14 protein-coding genes are annotated in these 15691 nt (G+C 71.8%); 8 read left to right on the forward strand and 6 right to left on the reverse strand.

The genetic code is table 11. The features are described 5' to 3' along the window. Positions 1-747 carry a peroxide stress protein YaaA gene (yaaA, locus tag QRX50_RS46510; RefSeq protein WP_285969417.1) on the forward strand — a complete coding sequence of 249 codons (747 nt, stop codon included), beginning with the start codon at positions 1-3 and terminating at the stop codon, positions 745-747. A gap of 16 nt (positions 748-763) precedes the next feature. On the opposite strand, the gene QRX50_RS46515 is transcribed toward yaaA, so the two are convergent. Beyond that, a complete protein-coding gene (locus tag QRX50_RS46515; protein WP_285969418.1) occupies positions 764-1852 on the reverse strand; it encodes an NAD(P)/FAD-dependent oxidoreductase in 1089 nt (362 codons plus the stop codon). 4 nt (positions 1853-1856) lie between these two features. After that, the gene (locus QRX50_RS46520) at positions 1857-3422 is read right to left on the reverse strand and encodes a phytoene desaturase family protein (RefSeq protein WP_285969419.1); all 1566 of its coding nucleotides are present in this window, start codon (positions 3420-3422) and stop codon (positions 1857-1859) included. Between the two features lie 227 nt (positions 3423-3649). On the opposite strand from QRX50_RS46520, the gene QRX50_RS46525 reads away from it, so the two are divergent. The 3 genes from QRX50_RS46525 to QRX50_RS46535 all read left to right on the forward strand — a co-directional run bounded on the left by QRX50_RS46525 (position 3650) and on the right by QRX50_RS46535 (position 7777). Further along, positions 3650-4597 (forward strand): serine protein kinase RIO, encoded by a 948-nt coding sequence (locus tag QRX50_RS46525; RefSeq protein ID WP_285969420.1) that lies wholly within the window; start codon positions 3650-3652, stop codon positions 4595-4597. A gap of 363 nt (positions 4598-4960) precedes the next feature. Further along, positions 4961-6502, forward strand: a complete 1542-nt coding sequence (locus QRX50_RS46530; protein WP_285969421.1) for a DEAD/DEAH box helicase — start codon at positions 4961-4963, stop codon at positions 6500-6502. A 99-nt stretch (positions 6503-6601) separates the two neighbouring features. Then, positions 6602-7777 carry an 8-amino-7-oxononanoate synthase gene (locus QRX50_RS46535; RefSeq protein ID WP_285969422.1) on the forward strand — a complete coding sequence of 392 codons (1176 nt, stop codon included), beginning with the start codon at positions 6602-6604 and terminating at the stop codon, positions 7775-7777. Here the strand turns inward: QRX50_RS46535 and QRX50_RS46540 are convergent. Together QRX50_RS46540 and QRX50_RS46545 are read right to left on the reverse strand one after the other, a co-directional pair. Next, positions 7774-8226 carry a GNAT family N-acetyltransferase gene (locus QRX50_RS46540; protein WP_285969423.1) on the reverse strand — a complete coding sequence of 151 codons (453 nt, stop codon included), beginning with the start codon at positions 8224-8226 and terminating at the stop codon, positions 7774-7776. The two genes, QRX50_RS46535 and QRX50_RS46540, sit on opposite strands and share 4 nt — an antisense overlap. 47 nt (positions 8227-8273) lie before the next feature. Beyond that, positions 8274-9098: a S1 family peptidase gene (locus QRX50_RS46545; RefSeq protein ID WP_285969424.1), complete on the reverse strand. Its 825-nt coding sequence runs from the start codon at positions 9096-9098 to the stop codon at positions 8274-8276. Positions 9099-9306: 208 nt separating this feature from the next. On the opposite strand from QRX50_RS46545, the gene QRX50_RS46550 reads away from it, so the two are divergent. Then, positions 9307-10176 carry a M15 family metallopeptidase gene (locus QRX50_RS46550; RefSeq protein WP_285969425.1) on the forward strand — a complete coding sequence of 290 codons (870 nt, stop codon included), beginning with the start codon at positions 9307-9309 and terminating at the stop codon, positions 10174-10176. 75 nt (positions 10177-10251) lie between these two features. Then, positions 10252-11646, forward strand: coding sequence for a mycothione reductase (locus QRX50_RS46555; RefSeq protein ID WP_285969426.1), 1395 nt, complete (start codon positions 10252-10254; stop codon positions 11644-11646). Positions 11647-11697: 51 nt separating this feature from the next. Here the strand turns inward: QRX50_RS46555 and QRX50_RS46560 are convergent, their stop codons facing one another. Continuing rightward, positions 11698-12972, reverse strand: a complete 1275-nt coding sequence (locus QRX50_RS46560) for a CynX/NimT family MFS transporter (RefSeq protein ID WP_285969427.1) — start codon at positions 12970-12972, stop codon at positions 11698-11700. Between the two features lie 49 nt (positions 12973-13021). On the opposite strand from QRX50_RS46560, the gene QRX50_RS46565 reads away from it, so the two are divergent. Further along, positions 13022-13711, forward strand: coding sequence for a FadR/GntR family transcriptional regulator (locus QRX50_RS46565; protein WP_285969428.1), 690 nt, complete (start codon positions 13022-13024; stop codon positions 13709-13711). A 162-nt stretch (positions 13712-13873) separates the two neighbouring features. Continuing rightward, positions 13874-14842 carry an SGNH/GDSL hydrolase family protein gene (locus QRX50_RS46570; RefSeq protein WP_285969429.1) on the forward strand — a complete coding sequence of 323 codons (969 nt, stop codon included), beginning with the start codon at positions 13874-13876 and terminating at the stop codon, positions 14840-14842. On the opposite strand, the gene map is transcribed toward QRX50_RS46570, so the two are convergent. Beyond that, positions 14829-15686, reverse strand: coding sequence for a type I methionyl aminopeptidase (gene map / locus QRX50_RS46575; protein WP_285969430.1), 858 nt, complete (start codon positions 15684-15686; stop codon positions 14829-14831). The genes QRX50_RS46570 and map overlap by 14 nt on opposite strands. Positions 15687-15691: the final 5 nt, after the last annotated feature.

The following is a 15691-nucleotide window of genomic DNA, read 5'->3' on the forward strand; positions in this document are numbered from 1 at the left end:
GTGCTGGTGCTCCTCCCTCCTTCCGAGACCAAGGCCGACGGCGGCAAGGGCGCGCCGCTCGACCTCGAGACGCTGTCGTTCCCCGAGCTCAACCCCGTGCGGGCCAAGCTCGCCGACGCGCTCGTCGAGCTCGCGCAGGACGTTCCCGCGAGCCTCGCCGCGCTCGGCATCTCCGAGCGCCAGAGCCACGAGGTCGCGCGCAACGGGAGCCTGTGGACCTCGCCGACGCTGCCCGCGTTGCGCCGCTACACCGGCGTGCTCTACGACGCCCTCGACATCGGCAGCTTCACCCGCGCCGGCCTGGAGAAGGCCCACCGCCGCCTGGCCGTCACGTCTTCGCTGTTCGGGGTGGTCTCGGCCACCGACCCGATCCCCGCGTACCGCCTCTCGGGCGGCAACAGCGTGCCCGCGCTCGGCACCGTGCGCAGCCTGTGGAAGCCGGCGCTGGAGCCAGTGCTGCAGGACATCGAAGGGCTCATCGTCGACCTGCGCTCCGGCACGTACTCGGCGTTCGCGAAGCTGCGCCCCGGCGCGGTGACCGTGCGCGTGGTCACGGAGGACGCCGCCGGCAACCGCACGACCGTGAGCCACTTCAACAAGGCCTACAAGGGCCGGCTCGCCGCCGTGCTCGCGACCTCGCGCACCGAACCGTCCACTGTGGACGAGCTGGTGAAGGTGATCACCAAGGCCGGTCTCACGGTGGAGCGCACCGGCGAGCACGCCCTGGAACTGCTCACCGACGACTGAGCCCGAGTACTGAGCTTCAGCCGAACCGCGAAGGCGAGCACGCCGTCAGCAGATCCGCCGGCAGGTCTTCGCCGAGGACGAGTGCGGCGATGAGCTTGCCCGCGTACGGCGCCAGCGTCAGGCCGGCCGGCCCGAAGCCCGTGGCCAGGAACAACCCGGGCGCGGCCTGGCCCAGCAACGGCAGCGTGTCCGGCGTCGCGGGGCGGAAGCCGACGCGGGTCTCGGCGAGCGTCGCGTCGGCCAGGCCCGGCGCGACGGCCAGCGCCTGGTCCAGCACCTCGCGCTGGCCGGCGGCCGTGACGCGGTAGTCGAAGCCGGAGTCCGTCTCGCGCGTCGCGCCCGCCACGACGCGGCCGCCCGCGAACGACAGCAGGTAGTGGCTCGACCGCGGCAGCACCACGGGCCACGCGGACGTGTCGGTGTCCGGCAGGTCGAAGTGGCTGATCTGCCCGCGCTGCGGCGCCACCGGCACCGTGATCCCGAGCGGTTCGGCCAGCGCCGCGGACCACGCGCCCGCGGCGAGCACCACGGCGTCGCCGGTCAGCTCCTCGTCCCCCGCGCGCACGCGCGAACCGGACAGAAAGGTTGCCTCCGCCGACACGAACCGCGCGCCCCGCTGCTCCGCGGCGGCCACGAGCGCCGCCCGCATCACGCGGCCGTCGACACGGCCGGCGCCGGACAAGTGCACGGCGGACAGCTCGGGCGCCAACGGCGGGAAGAGCTCGCGCGCCTGCGCCGGGTCCAGCCTTTGCACCTCGCCGGCCCCGGGGGCGTCCGCGACGCGCTCGACCAGCCGCCCGTGGGCTTCGTCGAGCTCGGCCGGGTCCGCCGAGACGACCATCCCGCCGACGACCTCGAACGACGAGTCGTGCCCCTGCTCGCGCAACGCCGCGGCCAGCTCCGGGTAGTACGCCCCGGCGGCGGCCGCGAGCGGGTAGATCGTGTTGTCCCACCGCGAGGTCCAGGGGCTCACGATCCCGGCGCCGGCCTCCGTCGCGACGCCGGGCAGCCCGCCGTCCACCACCACGACGTCGGCCCCGCTGCTCGCGAGGTGGTAGGCCGTGGCTGCTCCGGCGATCCCGCCGCCGATCACGATCACACGCATGTCTTCACCCTGCCCGCACTTCGCCGCGCCGTCGAGCGAGCACCGCCATCGCCGCGTTGTGCCCGGGGATCCCGCTCACGCCGCCGCCGCGAACGGCACCGGCCCCACAGAGCAGCACCCGCTCGTGTGAGGTCTCGACACCCCACTTCCCCGCGTCGGCCGGATCTTCGGCGAAGGGCCAGGACAGGTCGCGGTGGAAGATGTGCCCGCGCGGCAGCCCGAGCTCGGCCTCCAGGTCCAGCGGTGTCTTCGCCTCCACGCACGGGTTGCCCGCCGCATCGCGCAGCAGGCAGCTCTCGATCGGCTCGGCGAGCACGCTGTCCAGCGAGGCGATCGTGGCGCGCAACGCCTCGGCCCGCGCCCGCTCGTTGTCGGCCTCGAACAGCCGCGCCGGCATGTGCAGGCCGAACAACGTCAGCGTCTGCACGCCCGCCGCGCGCTCGGCCGGGCCGAGGATCGACGGGTCGGTGAGCGAGTGGCAGTAGATCTCGCACGGCGGCAGCGTCGGGATCCGGCCCGCCGCGGCCTCGGCGTACGCGGTCTCGAGCTGCGAGTAGGTCTCGTTCACGTGGAAGGTGCCGCCGAACGCGTCGCGCGGGTCCACGGCCGCGTCGCGCAGGCAGGGCAGCCGCGAGAGGACCATGTTCACCTTGAGCTGCGCGCCTTCCGGGCGCGGGCCGGGCACCGCCTCGCCGAGCAGCCGCGCGAGCGTGGCGGGGGCGACGTTGGCGAGCACGTGAGAACCGACGGCCACGCGCTCGGTGCCGTCGAGGGTGTAGCGCACCTCGCCGTCGGGCGACACCGACCGCACCTCGGCGCCCGTGACGAGCGTGGCCCCGGCGCGGCGGGCTGCGTCGGCGAGCGCGCCGGTCACCGCGCCCATCCCGCCGACGGGCACGTCCCAGTCGCCGGTGCCGTTGCCGATCAGGTGGTAGAGCAGGCAGCGGTTCTGCCGCAGGTCCTCGTCGCCGGCGCCGGCGAAGGTGCCGATGAGCGCGTCGGTGAGCACCACGCCGCGCACGGTGTCGTCGTCGAACCGCCCGGTGAGCGTCTCGGCGATCGGCCGTTCGAACAACGTGGCCCACACTTCGTCGTCGCCGATGCGGGCTTTGAGGTCTTCCCGGCTCGGCAACGGTTCGGTGAGCGTGTCGAACGTCGCGGCCGCCACCCGGCCCGCCTGCGCGTAGAACTCGCGCCACGCGTCGAAGTCCTTTGTGGACCCGGTGACGGCGCGGAAAGCCGCCGCGGTGCGCGCGTCGTCGCCCGTGTCGACAAGGAGACCCGTGTCGCCGGACGGCGTGTAGGACGACATCCGGCGCCGGCGCAGCTCGACGTTCAGCCCGAGGTCGGCCGCGATCTTCCGCGGCAGCAGGCTCACCAGGTAGGAGTAGCGCGACAGGCGCACGTCGACGCCGTCGAACGCGCGGAACGACACCGCCGCTCCCCCGATCTCGCCGCGCCGTTCCAGCACCAGCACCGAGCACCCGGCCCGGGTCAGGTAGGCCGCCGCGACCAGGCCGTTGTGGCCGCCGCCCACGATCACCGCGTCGTACTTCCCGCCACCGTTCATGCCGCCGAGGCTAGGGGTATTTCGCGGGGCCCGTTAATTCGGTTGCGCGAGGCCCGCACGCCCCGGCATGCTGCTGGCGAACCGGCGGGGTGCCGGTGGCCGACGGAAGCGAAGGAGGTGCGTCATGGCGAATGTCCGGGCGCTGACCTGCCCACTTCCGTCCGCCCCTCTCGGCTAGAGCCTGCGTGCTCGCCCGGTGGGGCACCCCGATCGAGGAGAACCCACCAGTGCGCGAGCACGACTACGAAGACCTTCACGCGTCCGATTTCGAGCGTCCCCGTCGCGGGCGGAGCTTCGGCGACGAACCCGAGCCGACCCGCCGGGGCCGGCTCACCGAGGGCGAGCGCATCCGGCTCGCCCAGGCACGCGACGACGCCTACACCGAGACCGACCTCCCGGACGGCGCCGATCGCTGGACCAACTGGGACGACGCCGACCAAGGCCCCCACCCGAGGCCCGACTGGGTGATCACGGAGCTCGCCGCCGTCGACACCGACCTCGGTGTGCTCAAAACCGGCAAGGAGGCCGACGTCCACCTCCTGCGCCGCAACCTGCCCGAAACGGACGGCGTGCTCCTGGCCGCCAAGCGCTACCGCAGCGACGAGCACCGGCTGTTCCACCGCGACGCCGGGTACCTCGAAGGCCGGCGCATGCGGCGCTCACGCGAGATGCGGGCCATGGCGGGCCGCACCTCCTTCGGGCGCAACCTGATCGCCGAGCAGTGGGCGGTCGCGGAGTTCGACGCGCTGAGTCGCTTGTGGACGATCGGGGCACCCGTGCCCTACCCCGTGCAGCGCCACGGGACCGAGCTGCTGCTGGAGTTCCTCGGCGAGCCCGACGGCACGGCCGCGCCCCGGCTGGCGCAGCTGCGCCCGGAGCACGACGAGCTGACCGAACTGTGGGAACAGGCCGTGTCGGCACTGGAACTGCTCGCCACGCAACGGCTCGTGCACGGCGACTTGTCCGCGTACAACCTCCTGGTGCACGAAGGGCACCTGATGGTGATCGACCTCCCGCAGGTCGTCGACCTCGTCGCGAACCCCCGCGGCCGCGACTTCCTGGAGCGCGACGTGCGCAACCTCGCGGGCTGGTTCCAGGCCCGTGGCCTGCCGGAACGCGTCACGAACGTCGAGGATCTCGTGGCGGAGCTGGCCTACGCCGGAGGGGTGGGCTGACCTGTCGGCGGTACTGTGGGTGGCGTCGCAAAACTGGGCCATTCGGCTGTGACATCGACTGTGGCCCAGGACACGACTGCGACGCCGCCCACAACCGGACACCTGGGTGTGAAGCAGAAGCCCTGACTCCGGTACAGTGAACACAGACCGCAACCGGCGGCGTGGATGAGTTGGTGTCCGTCGCCTCCAAAGCCCACTGACGGGCTCGCGGTGAAATCCGAAGCATTTCCATCGGCGCTCGATGGCGGGAACTCCTGAGTGCGCCGGGTCCGTCCCTGTGAAAGCCCATTGCACACCATCTTGCCCTGCCTGCGAGCGGGCAGCCCGGGCCTCCTTGTGACGTGCCACGTCCGAGAGGCATAAGTGACAGTCACGTTCAACTCCGGCCATTCCGCTGCGTCGTCCCACTCGGGGCCGGGCCGCGGGGACCGTCCCGACCGCAAGCCGCGGCAGCGCCCGGCTCGCGAGGATTTCCTGCGCGACGACGCCGTCGAGACGGTGGCCACCAAGACCTTCGCTCAGCTCGGCCTGCCCGACGAGCTGCTGCGCGCGCTGGCGGAGGCCGGCATCAACTCGCCGTTCCCGATCCAGTCGGCGACGATCCCCGACGCGCTCGCGGGCCGCGACGTGCTGGGCCGCGCCCAGACCGGTTCCGGCAAGACGCTGGCGTTCGGCCTGGCCATCCTGGCCCGGCTCAACGGCGGCAAGGCCCGCCCGAAGCACCCGCGCGCGCTCGTGCTGGTGCCGACCCGCGAGCTGGCCATGCAGGTGGCCGACTCGCTGACCCCGCTCGCCAAGTCGCTCGGCCTGTGGTGCCGCACGGCCGTGGGCGGCATGGCCTTCACCCGTCAGGCCGACGCGCTCTCGCGTGGCGTCGACCTGCTCATCGCCACCCCGGGCCGGTTGTCGGACCACGTCCGGCAGGGCACCGCGTCGCTGAGCGACTGCAACTTCATCGCGCTCGACGAGGCCGACCAGATGGCCGACATGGGCTTCATGCCGCAGGTGCGGGAGATCCTCGACCTCACCCCGCCGCGCGGCCAGCGGCTGCTGTTCTCGGCGACGCTCGACGGTGACGTCAACAAGCTGGTGAAGCAGTACCTCGCCGACCCGGTCACGCATTCGGTCGCGCCGTCGACCGCGAGCGTCGACACCATGGACCACCACGTGCTCCAGGTTTCGCACCAGGACAAGCAGGACATCGTCACGCAGATCGGCGCCCGAGAGGGCCGCACGATCATGTTCGTGCGCACCAAGCACCACGTCGACCGCCTCACCGAGCGGCTGCGTGAGCAGGGCGTGCACGCGGCGGCGCTGCACGGTGGCAAGACCCAGGGGCAGCGCAACCGCGTGCTGGCCGACTTCAAGGAAGGCCACACCCCGGTGCTGGTCGCCACGGACGTCGCCGCGCGCGGCATCCACGTGGACGACATCTCCCTGGTGCTGCACGTGGACCCGGCCGCGGACCACAAGGACTACCTGCACCGCGCGGGCCGCACGGCGCGCGCCGGTGCGTCGGGTGTCGTCGTCACGCTGGTGACGCACGATCAGAAGCGCACCGTCCGCCGGATGACCGACCGGGCCGGCGTGCGCGCCGAGACCACGGTCGTCCGCCCGGGCGACGCCGAGCTCTCGCGCATCACGGGTGCGCAGGAGCCGAGCGGCGAGCCGGTGATCGAGCGTCGCCGCGAGTCGCCGCGGCGCGGCGGTGGCCGGGGCTTCGGCGGTGGCCGCGAGCGCGGTGAGCGCAGCTACGGCGAGAACCGCGACCGCGGTGGTTACGGTTCGCGCGAAGGCCGCCCGAGCTTCGGCGGCCGTGGGCGTCAGCCGCGGACCGGGTCCGGCAACGGTGCGGGCCGCCCGCAGCGCCCGAGTCGGCCGCAGCGCCGTGGTTACGACAGCTGAGTTTCCGTTCGAGGAAAAGCCCCGCCTTCGTGCGGGGCTTTTCCTTTGTGTGGCAGGGCCCACGCTTTCCCGCGTGAGGCGGGTGGGACACTGCGGGACGTGAACGCCATCCCGCAGCTGCCGCCCGAGAACGTCTTCGACTGGCTCGACACCGAGGCCGAGAAGCGCGCGGACGCGGGCCTGGTGCGACGGCTGCGGGCGCGGCCCGCGCAGGCGGACGAGCTTGACCTGGCCGGCAACGACTACCTCGGCCTGGCCCGCGACAAGCGCGTCGTCGGCGCCGCCGCGGCCGCCGCCATGCGCTGGGGCGCGGGCGCCACGGGCTCGCGGCTCGTGACGGGGTCGACCGAGCTGCACGCCGAGCTGGAGCTCGAGCTGGCCCGCTTCTGCGGCGCCCAGGCGGCGCTGGTGTTCTCCTCGGGCTTCGCCGCGAACCTCGGCGCGGTGACGGCGCTGTCCGGCGCCGAGTCGGCGATCGTCACGGACAAGTACATCCACGCGTCGCTCATCGAGGGCTGCCGCCTGTCGCGCGCCGACGTGGCGGCCGTGGCCCACGCGACGCCGTCGGCGATCCAGCACGCGCTGTCCACCCGCCGCAAGCCGCGCGCGCTCGTTGTCACGGACTCGGTGTTCTCCGTCGACGGCGACCTCGCCCCGCTGGGTGAGCTCGCGGAAATCTGCCGCGGCGCGGGTGCCGCCCTGCTCGTCGACGACGCCCACGGCTTCGGTGTCCTCGGCGAAGGTGGCCGCGGCGCCGTCCACGCGGCCGGCCTGTCGGCCTCGCCGGACGTCGTCACCACCGTCACCCTGTCCAAGTCCCTCGGCGCCCAGGGCGGCGCCGTCATCGGCCCGCGGCGTGTGATCAAGCACCTCGTGGACACGGCGCGGAGTTTCATCTTCGACACCGCCCTCGCACCCGCCAGCGTCGCCGCCGCCCTCACGGCGCTGAACGTGCTGAAGGCCGACCCGTCGCTGCCCACGAAGGTGACCGACAACGCCGGCAACATCGCCATGCAGCTCAAGGCGGCCGGCCTGCGCGCCAGCCTCCCGGACGCCGCGGTGATCTCGGTGCAGGCTCCGTCCGCCGAGGCCGCCGTCACGTGGGCCGAGTCCTGCGCCGACCAGGGCATCCGCGTCGGCTGCTTCCGCCCGCCATCCGTCCCGGACGGCATCTCGCGCCTGCGCCTCACCGCCCGCGCCGACCTCACCGAGGCGGACGTGGACCGCGCCGTGAAGGTCATCACCGCGACGGCTCCGCGAGGAGCTGCTGCTTAGGAGGCGGCAGGGTCCTTCGCCGGGCGGCGCATGGTGATGTGCGGGATGCCGTCGTCGAGGAACTCGTCGCCTTCGGGGATGAAGCCGAAGCGCGCGTACAGACGCTGGGCGTAGGTCTGCGCGTCCAGGACGAACTCACCCGAAGCGCCGGCCAGCGCGGCCTCCATCAGCGACGCCGCAAGGCCATGGCCGCGGGCTGAAGCGGCCGTGACGACGCGGCCGATGCGGGCGACGCCATCCGGATCGGCGAGGACGCGCAGGTACGCCGTGACCTCGCCGGCGGGGTCGGTGAACCACAGGTGCCGCGTCGACGGGAGCAGGTCACGCCCGTCGACGTCGCCGTAAGCGCATTCCTGCTCGACGACGAACACGTCGGCGCGCAGGCGGAGGATCGCGTAGAGCTGGGCGGCGGTGAGTTCGGGGCCGGTCGCGTGGTGCGGGGTCGTCACGACCCCTGCTTAACACAGCTCAGCCGAGGACCCGCCGCGGGGACAGCTCAGCCCAGGATCCGCGCCTGCGACTGCGCCGCGATGTCGTCGGCGTACGTCGAGACGCGGGTGTACACGCCGGGCTTGCCGGCCTTCGCGCAGCCGTCGCCGAAGGAGACGATGCCGATGAGAGTGTCGCCGACCACGAGGGGGCCGCCGGAGTCGCCCTGGCAGGCGTCGATACCGCCGTCCGGGTAGCCGGCGCAGACCATGCTCGACGGGTCGTACGTGTCGTACGCCGTCTTGCACGTGGAATCGCTGACCAGCGGCACGACGGCGCTGCGCAGGTAGTCGGAACGGTCGCCGCCGTCGGCGACGCGGCCCCAGCCGAGCACGGTGGCCTGGGTGCCGTCGGCGTACTCCGCGCGGTCGCTCGCCGCCGCGATCTTCGCCGGCCGGTACGGCAGCTGGCCGCGCACGCTCAACACCGCGACGTCGGCACCCTTAGTCGGGTCGGAGAAGTCCGGGTCGACCCACTCGCGCGACACGGTGAGCACCACGCCGTCGTTCGTGCGCTTGTCCTGGCGGCCCGCGACCACGCGAACGTTGTTGCTGGGCAACGCCGCGGCGCAGTGCGCGGCCGTCGCGACCGCCGTGGAGCTCACGATCACGGCGCCGCAGAACTGGTTCCCGTTCTGGTCGGCGAGATACACCGCGTACGGGTGGTCGGACAGCGTGGCCTCGTCGCCGCCGACGATCCGCGGCTGCGCGCCGGAGGGCGGCGTCGGAGCGTCCTGTGCCGACGCCGTGCTGACCGCGATCGGCACCGTCACCGCGGTCACGAGCAGGGCCCCGGCCGCGAGAAGGAGCGGACGACGGAACTTGGCGGGCATGCGATTCCCCTTCGGCAGAGCATTCGACCAAGGCATTCGACCAAGGCATTCGGCAGGACATTCGGCAAGGCAATTCGGCATGAGCGAGCAGCGGGATCGCGGCGCGTGAACGAGCAGCCGCGATTACCCTAAACGGAGCAGGCCCGAAATGGTGTCACTGGAACGGGTGGACTCAGCGCTCACGGAGCGCGTTTGATTGGCTGGTTCCATGCGACGGAGAGCGACGGCCGCGGCCGGCACCCTGATCACGTTCCTGCTGGTCGGCTGCAGCCCGCCGGCCCCGGCCGCGCTCTCGGTCGCGCCCGAACCACCGTCACCGAGCGCGACGAGCCGGACGAGCGCCCCACTCCCGACAACCCGGACAGCGACGAGCACACCGCCCGTCACCTGGCAGGTGGGTGCACGCCCGCTCCCCCGCCGTCCCGACGGCTTCGGCGAAATCCTCCCGACTCCACCCGAACTGGTGAACCGCGCCCTGCCGACGCGGGATTTCCTGCCGCCGCCGGCCGGCAGCGCCTACTCGTCGAAGATCGTCCCCGTCCCCGCCGACGTGCTCGCGCGCAGCACCTGGCAGGCCGCGTGCCCGGTGAAGTCGACGGACCTGCGGTACGTCACGCTCTCCTTCTGGGGCTTCGACGGCCGCGCCCACACCGGCGAGCTGCTCGTGAACCGCACCGGCGCGCAGGCCGTCGTCACGGCGTTCGGCCGGCTCTTCGCGGAACGGTTCCCGCTGGAGGAGATGCGCGTCACCAGCCCTGAGGAGCTCGACGCGCCACCCACCGGCGACGGCAACGACACGAGCGCCTTCGTCTGCCGTCCCGTCCGCGGGGAGACGAACTGGTCGGCCCACGCGTACGGGCTGGCCGTGGACGTGAACCCGTTCTGCAACCCGTACACGAAGGGACCGCTGGTGCTGCCCGAGCTGGCGTCGGCATACCTGGACCGCTCGCGCGTGCGGCCGGGCATGGTCGTCGCGGGCGGACCGGTCGTGCGCGACTTCGCCGCCGTCGGCTGGAGCTGGGGCGGCGCGTGGACCTCGCCGGTGGACCGGATGCACTTCACAGCCACGGGGCACTGACCGCGGGAACACCCAGTGGGGCCGCGCAGTTGACTAGGCTGGGGAACGCCCGTTCTGCAAGCTTCGGAGGAGACAGTGCCGCACTACGACTTGGTGGTTGTCGGAACGGGGTCGGGCAACTCGATCCTGGACGACCGCTTCACGCACCTCAAGACGGCGATCGTCGAGAAGGGGGCGTTCGGCGGCACCTGCCTGAACGTGGGCTGCATTCCCACCAAGATGTTCGTCTACACCGCCGACGTGGCCGCGACCCCGTCGCACAGCTCTCGATTCGGTGTGGACCAGGAGCTGAAGGGCGTGCGCTGGCCCGACGTGCGCGACCGCATCTTCGACCGCATCGACCCGATCTCGGTCGGCGGCGCGGAATACCGCAAGAGCCACGCGGACAACGACCACGTGGACGTCTACGCGGGCGAAGGCCGCTTCACCGGCATGAAGGAACTGCGCGTCTCCTACTCCGACGGGCGTCCCGACGACGTGCTCACGGCCGACCGGTTCGTGCTGGCCGCCGGTGGCCGCGCGGCCGTGCCGGACATCCCGGGCCTCGCCGAAGTCGGCTTCCACACCTCCGAGTCGATCATGCGGCTCGACGTCCTGCCGAAGCGCATGACCATCCTCGGCGGCGGGTACATCGCGGCGGAGTTCGCGCACGTCTTCGCGTCGTTCGACGTGGAGGTCACCGTGATCGTGCGCTCGGGCGCCATGCTGCGCAACGAGGACGAGGACGTGAGCTCGCGTTTCACCGAGCTGGCCGCCAAGCGGTTCGACGTGCGGCTCGACAGCATGGTGGTCAACGCGCGCCGCGAGAGCACCGGGATCAAGCTCGACCTCGAAGGTCCCGCGGGCACCGAGACGCTGGAAACGGACGCGATCCTGGTCGCCATCGGCCGGCTGCCCAACACCGACGTGCTCGACGTCGCCGCCACCGGCGTCACCACGATGGCCAGCGGCCACGCGATCGTGGACGACTACCAGGAGACGGTGGTCCCGGGCATCTACGCGCTGGGCGACATCTCGTCGCCGTACGAGCTGAAGCACGTGGCCAACCACGAAGCCCGGGTGGTGCAACACAATCTGCTGCACCCGGACGACCGCATCAAGGCCGACCACCGCTTCGTGCCGCACGCGGTCTTCACCTCCCCGCAGATCGCTTCGGTCGGCCTGACCGAGCAGGACGCGCGCGCTCGCGGTGTGTCCTACGTGGTGTCCAAACAGGACTACGCCGGCATCGCCTACGGCTGGGCCATGGAGGACACGACGGGCTTCGCCAAGCTCCTCGCCGACCCCGCCACCGGCCAGCTGCTCGGTGCCCACATCATCGGCCCGCAGGCCTCGTCGGTGATCCAGCCGCTCATCCAGGCCATGAGCTTCGGCCTCGACGCCCGCACCATGGCGCGCGGCCAGTACTGGATCCACCCGGCGATGCCGGAGCTGATCGAGAACGCGCTGCTGAACCTGCCGTTGAACTGAGCCCATGGCACGACAAAGGCCTCCCCGCGCGGGGAGGCCTTTGTCGTGTGCTCAGACGAACCGCGGCCGTCCGGCGAGGAATCCGACGGACATCTGCGCGCAGGTCACGGCGATGAGGACGATGAGCGAGACGGTCCAGCCGCCCGTGGCGTCGTGGAGGAGGCCGAAGACGAAGGGGCCTACGGCGGCGAGCAGGTAGCCGTATCCCTGGGCCATGCCGGACAGGCGCGCGGTGTCGGCGCCGGTGCGGGCGCGCAGGGCGATCACGGTGAGCGCGAGCGAGAAGACGCTCATGCCGATGCCGATCAGCACGCTCCACAGCAGCGGCGAGAACGCCGGGGCCACGAGCAGGCCGAGCATGCCGGCCACGCCGCACACGCCCATGCCGAAGATCCACCAGCTCTGGCTGCCCTGGCGCGCGGCGACGGGCGGGATCACGAGGCTGATCGGCACCGCGATCACGGAGATCAGGCCCAGCAGCAGGCCGGCGTCGCCCTTGCTGACGCCTGAGTCGATGAAGACCTGGGGAAGCCAGCCCATGACCACGTAGGCGATGAAGGACTGCAGGCCGAAGAAGATCGTGACGATCCAGGCGAGCGGGCTGCGCATCAGGGATCGCCCGCCGGCAGCGCTGGCGGCCGGCTTCGCGGCGCGGCCGGTGCCGCGCACGGCGAAGAGCCAGACGCCCAGCGCGAGCGCGGCCAGCACCGCCCACGAGCCGAGCGACAGGCGCCAGCCGCCGAGCGTCGTCTCCAGGGGCGGGCTCGCGGCGGACCCCGCGGCGCCGCCGCCTTGCAGCGCGGCCGTGTAGACGCCGGTCATCATGCCGACGCGAGCCGGGAAGGAATCCTTGATCACCACGGGGATGAGGACGTTGATCAGCGCGATGCCGGCCGTCGCGACGAGGGTGCCGCCGAGCACCACGAGCTGACCGTCGACGACGCGCAGCACCAGTCCGGCCGTGAGCACCGCCAGTGCGAACCCGATCGCCGAGCCGATGCCGAACCGGCGCGAAAGCAGCGGCGCCGCCAGGCCCGCGCCGGCGAAACACAGGCCGGGCAGCGTCGTCAGCACGCTCGCCCAGATCGCCGACGCGCCGAGGCTGCCGCGCATCTCCGCGAGCAGCGGGCCGACGCTCGTGATGGCCGGGCGAAGGTTCAGCGCCGTCAGCACCACGGCGACGGCGAGCAGCGCACCGCCCGCGATCACCCCGGGTCGGCGCACGCCACCGGGCTCCTCGTCTTCGATGCCGCCTTCGAGTTCGAGCCCGAGGCGGTCGGAGTAGGAGGCAGGGCGTGGGGTGCGATCCCAGGAATCGACGGACACGTCCGCTACTATCGCATACGTAGGATGATTGGATGAAGGGATTAATCCTGTGCCTCTCGCCACCACCCGGCGCGCGGGCCTGGTCGACCAGGTCATCGACCAGCTGCGCGACGCGATCGCACAGGGGGAATGGCCGGTCGGACAACGCATCCCCACCGAGACCGCGCTGGTCGCCCAGCTCGGCGTCGGGCGCAACACGGTGCGCGAGGCCGTGCGCGCACTCGCGCACACCGGCATCCTCGAAGTCCGCCAGGGCGACGGCACCTACGTCCGCGCCACCAGCGAAGTCTCCGGCGCCCTGCGGCGGCTGTGCGGCACCGAGCTGCGCGAGGTCCTGCTGGTCCGCCGCACCCTGGAGGTCGAAGGCGCGCGCCTGGCCGCCACCGCTCGCACCGACGCGGAACTCGAGAGCCTGCGCGTGCTGCTTCAGCGGCGCGACTCGGACCAGCTCGACGGCCGCGTCGACGACTTCGCCCGCACCGACGCGGAGTTCCACCTCGAGATCGTCCGATGTGGACACAATGGCCTGCTGTTCGAGCTCTACCGCGGCCTGATGGAAGCCATCACCGCCAGCGTCGCCTCCACCTACGACCACCCCGATCACGCCGAGCTCGCCCAGCACCGGGCCATCGTCGACGCGATCGAGGCCCGCGACGCCGCCGGTGCGGCCCAGGCGGCCGGTGACTTCCTCGACGAAATCCTGGCGCGGGCCGAGGAGTCGGGCAAAACGGCCGACTGACCACGTCTTCCCACAGCAAGCCCGGTCCACTGCGACCGCACCCGACGAACCGCCTCACCCGCCCGCGGGGCACTTGAACGTGAAAGTCTCTCAGATAAGTTGCGGCATGCCCGCGACCGCGCGAGAGTTCGATCACCATCCCCCGGACGAAGAGGTCACCTCGTGCGCCGTTCGCCCCTTGTCGTGTTGCTCGTGGTCGCCGGGCTGGTCGCCGGTGCCACCGCCGCGGCCGCCAGTACTCCCTCGTTCCGCAAGTACGTCGCGCTCGGCGACTCGTACACCGCCGGGCCGCTGATCCCGTGGCAGCAGCTCAGCTGGTGCTTCCGCTCGAACAACAACTACCCGTCCTGGCTCGCGACGCGGCTGGGGATCTACGACACCGCCGGCGCGTTCACCGACGTCAGCTGCTCGTCGGCCGACACGTCGAACATGACGCAGCCGCAGGTCACGCCGTCGCCGAGCATTCCGCTCTCGACGCAGCAGCCGCAGTTCGACGCGCTGCACGCCGACACCGACCTGGTCACCATCGGCATCGGCGGCAACGACGACAGCGTCTTCGGCGATCTCACCGGCAACTGCCCGACGCTGCGCGCCGACGACCCGACCGGCGCGCCCTGCCAGGCGCACTACACCGTGGACGGCGTGGACACCATGGCCACCGCGGTGCAGGCGACCGGCCGCAACGTCGCGAAGGTCGTGCAAAGCGTGAAGGGCCGCTCCCCCGCCGCGACGATCGTGCTCGTCGGCTACCCGCGCCTGCTGCCGCCCACGGGCACGTGCCCGAGCGTGATCCCGTTCGCCGACGGCGACTACGCGTGGGCGGACGGCATCGAGCAGAAGCTCAACGCCGCCATCGAAGGAGCCGCGCGAAGTGAAGGCGTGCACTTCGTCGACACCTACGGCCCCAGCCTCGGCCACGACGCGTGCGCCGGCAGCGCCGCGTGGGTCAACGGCCAGAGCACCAACATCCTCGAAGCCGTGGCCTACCACCCGTTCAAAGCCGGGATGGAAGCCGACGCGAAGCTGATCGCGCAGGAGCTCGGCGTGCACAGCAGCGCCAAGGAACCGGCACCCAAGAGCAAGGCCGATCCCGCTCAGCTGGCCCGGACCGCGCACCTCACGGGAGCGTGAGGATCTCCGCGCCGTCGGCCGTGACCACGAGGGTGTGCTCGAACTGGGCCGTCCACTTCTTGTCCTTCGTGGTCACGGTCCAGTTGTCGTCCCACACGTCGTAATCGATGGTGCCGAGGGTGATCATCGGCTCGATCGTGAAGGTCATGCCCTCCTCGATCAGCGTGTGGACCGAGGGCTCCTCGTAGTGCAGCACCGTCGGCGCGGTGTGGAACGCCGGGCCGACGCCGTGGCCGGTGAAGTCGCGGACCACGCCGTAGCCGAAGCGCTTGGCGTACGCCTCGATCACGCGGCCGATCACGTTCAGCTGCCGGCCGGGGCGCACCGCCTTGATGGCGCGCGCCGTGGCTTCGCGCGTGCGCTCGACGAGCAGCTTCGCCTCCTCGGAGACGTCGCCGGCGAGAAAGGTGGCGTTGCAGTCGCCGTGCACGCCGCCGATGAAGGCGGTGACGTCGATGTTGCAGATGTCGCCGTCCTCGATCACGGTCGAGTCGGGGATGCCGTGGCAGATCACCTCGTTGAGCGAGGTGCAGCACGACTTCGGGAAGGCGCGGTAGCCCAGCGTCGACGGGTAGGCGTGGTGGTCGAGCAGGAACTCGTGCACGACCTTGTCGATGTCGTCGGTGCTCGCGCCGGGCTTGACGGCCTTGCCGCCCTCCTCCAGCGCCTGCGCGGCGATCCTCGACGCCACGCGCATGGCCTCGATCACCTCGGGTGTGCGCACGCCGTTGCCGGTGTCCCGCTTCGGCGCCGGCCGGTCGACGTACTCGGGGCGGGCGATGTCGGCGGGAACGGCGCGGCGCGGAGTCTGGACGCCGGGCTTCAACGGGGCACGAACGGACATGCCCT

The sequence above is a fragment of the Amycolatopsis sp. 2-15 genome, from assembly GCF_030285625.1.
Lineage (GTDB): Bacteria > Actinomycetota > Actinomycetes > Mycobacteriales > Pseudonocardiaceae > Amycolatopsis > Amycolatopsis carbonis.

Bases quoted from the DNA above. Each gene is read 5' to 3' on its own strand.
- QRX50_RS46515 (WP_285969418.1), bottom strand. From the start codon at position 1,852: ATGCGTGTGATCGTGATCGGCGGCGGGATCGCCGGAGCAGCCACGGCC.
- QRX50_RS46520 (WP_285969419.1), bottom strand. From the start codon at position 3,422: ATGAACGGTGGCGGGAAGTACGACGCGGTGATCGTGGGCGGCGGCCAC.
- QRX50_RS46545 (WP_285969424.1), bottom strand. From the start codon at position 9,098: ATGCCCGCCAAGTTCCGTCGTCCGCTCCTTCTCGCGGCCGGGGCCCTG.
- QRX50_RS46550 (WP_285969425.1), top strand. From the start codon at position 9,307: ATGCGACGGAGAGCGACGGCCGCGGCCGGCACCCTGATCACGTTCCTG.
- map (WP_285969430.1), bottom strand. From the start codon at position 15,686: ATGTCCGTTCGTGCCCCGTTGAAGCCCGGCGTCCAGACTCCGCGCCGC.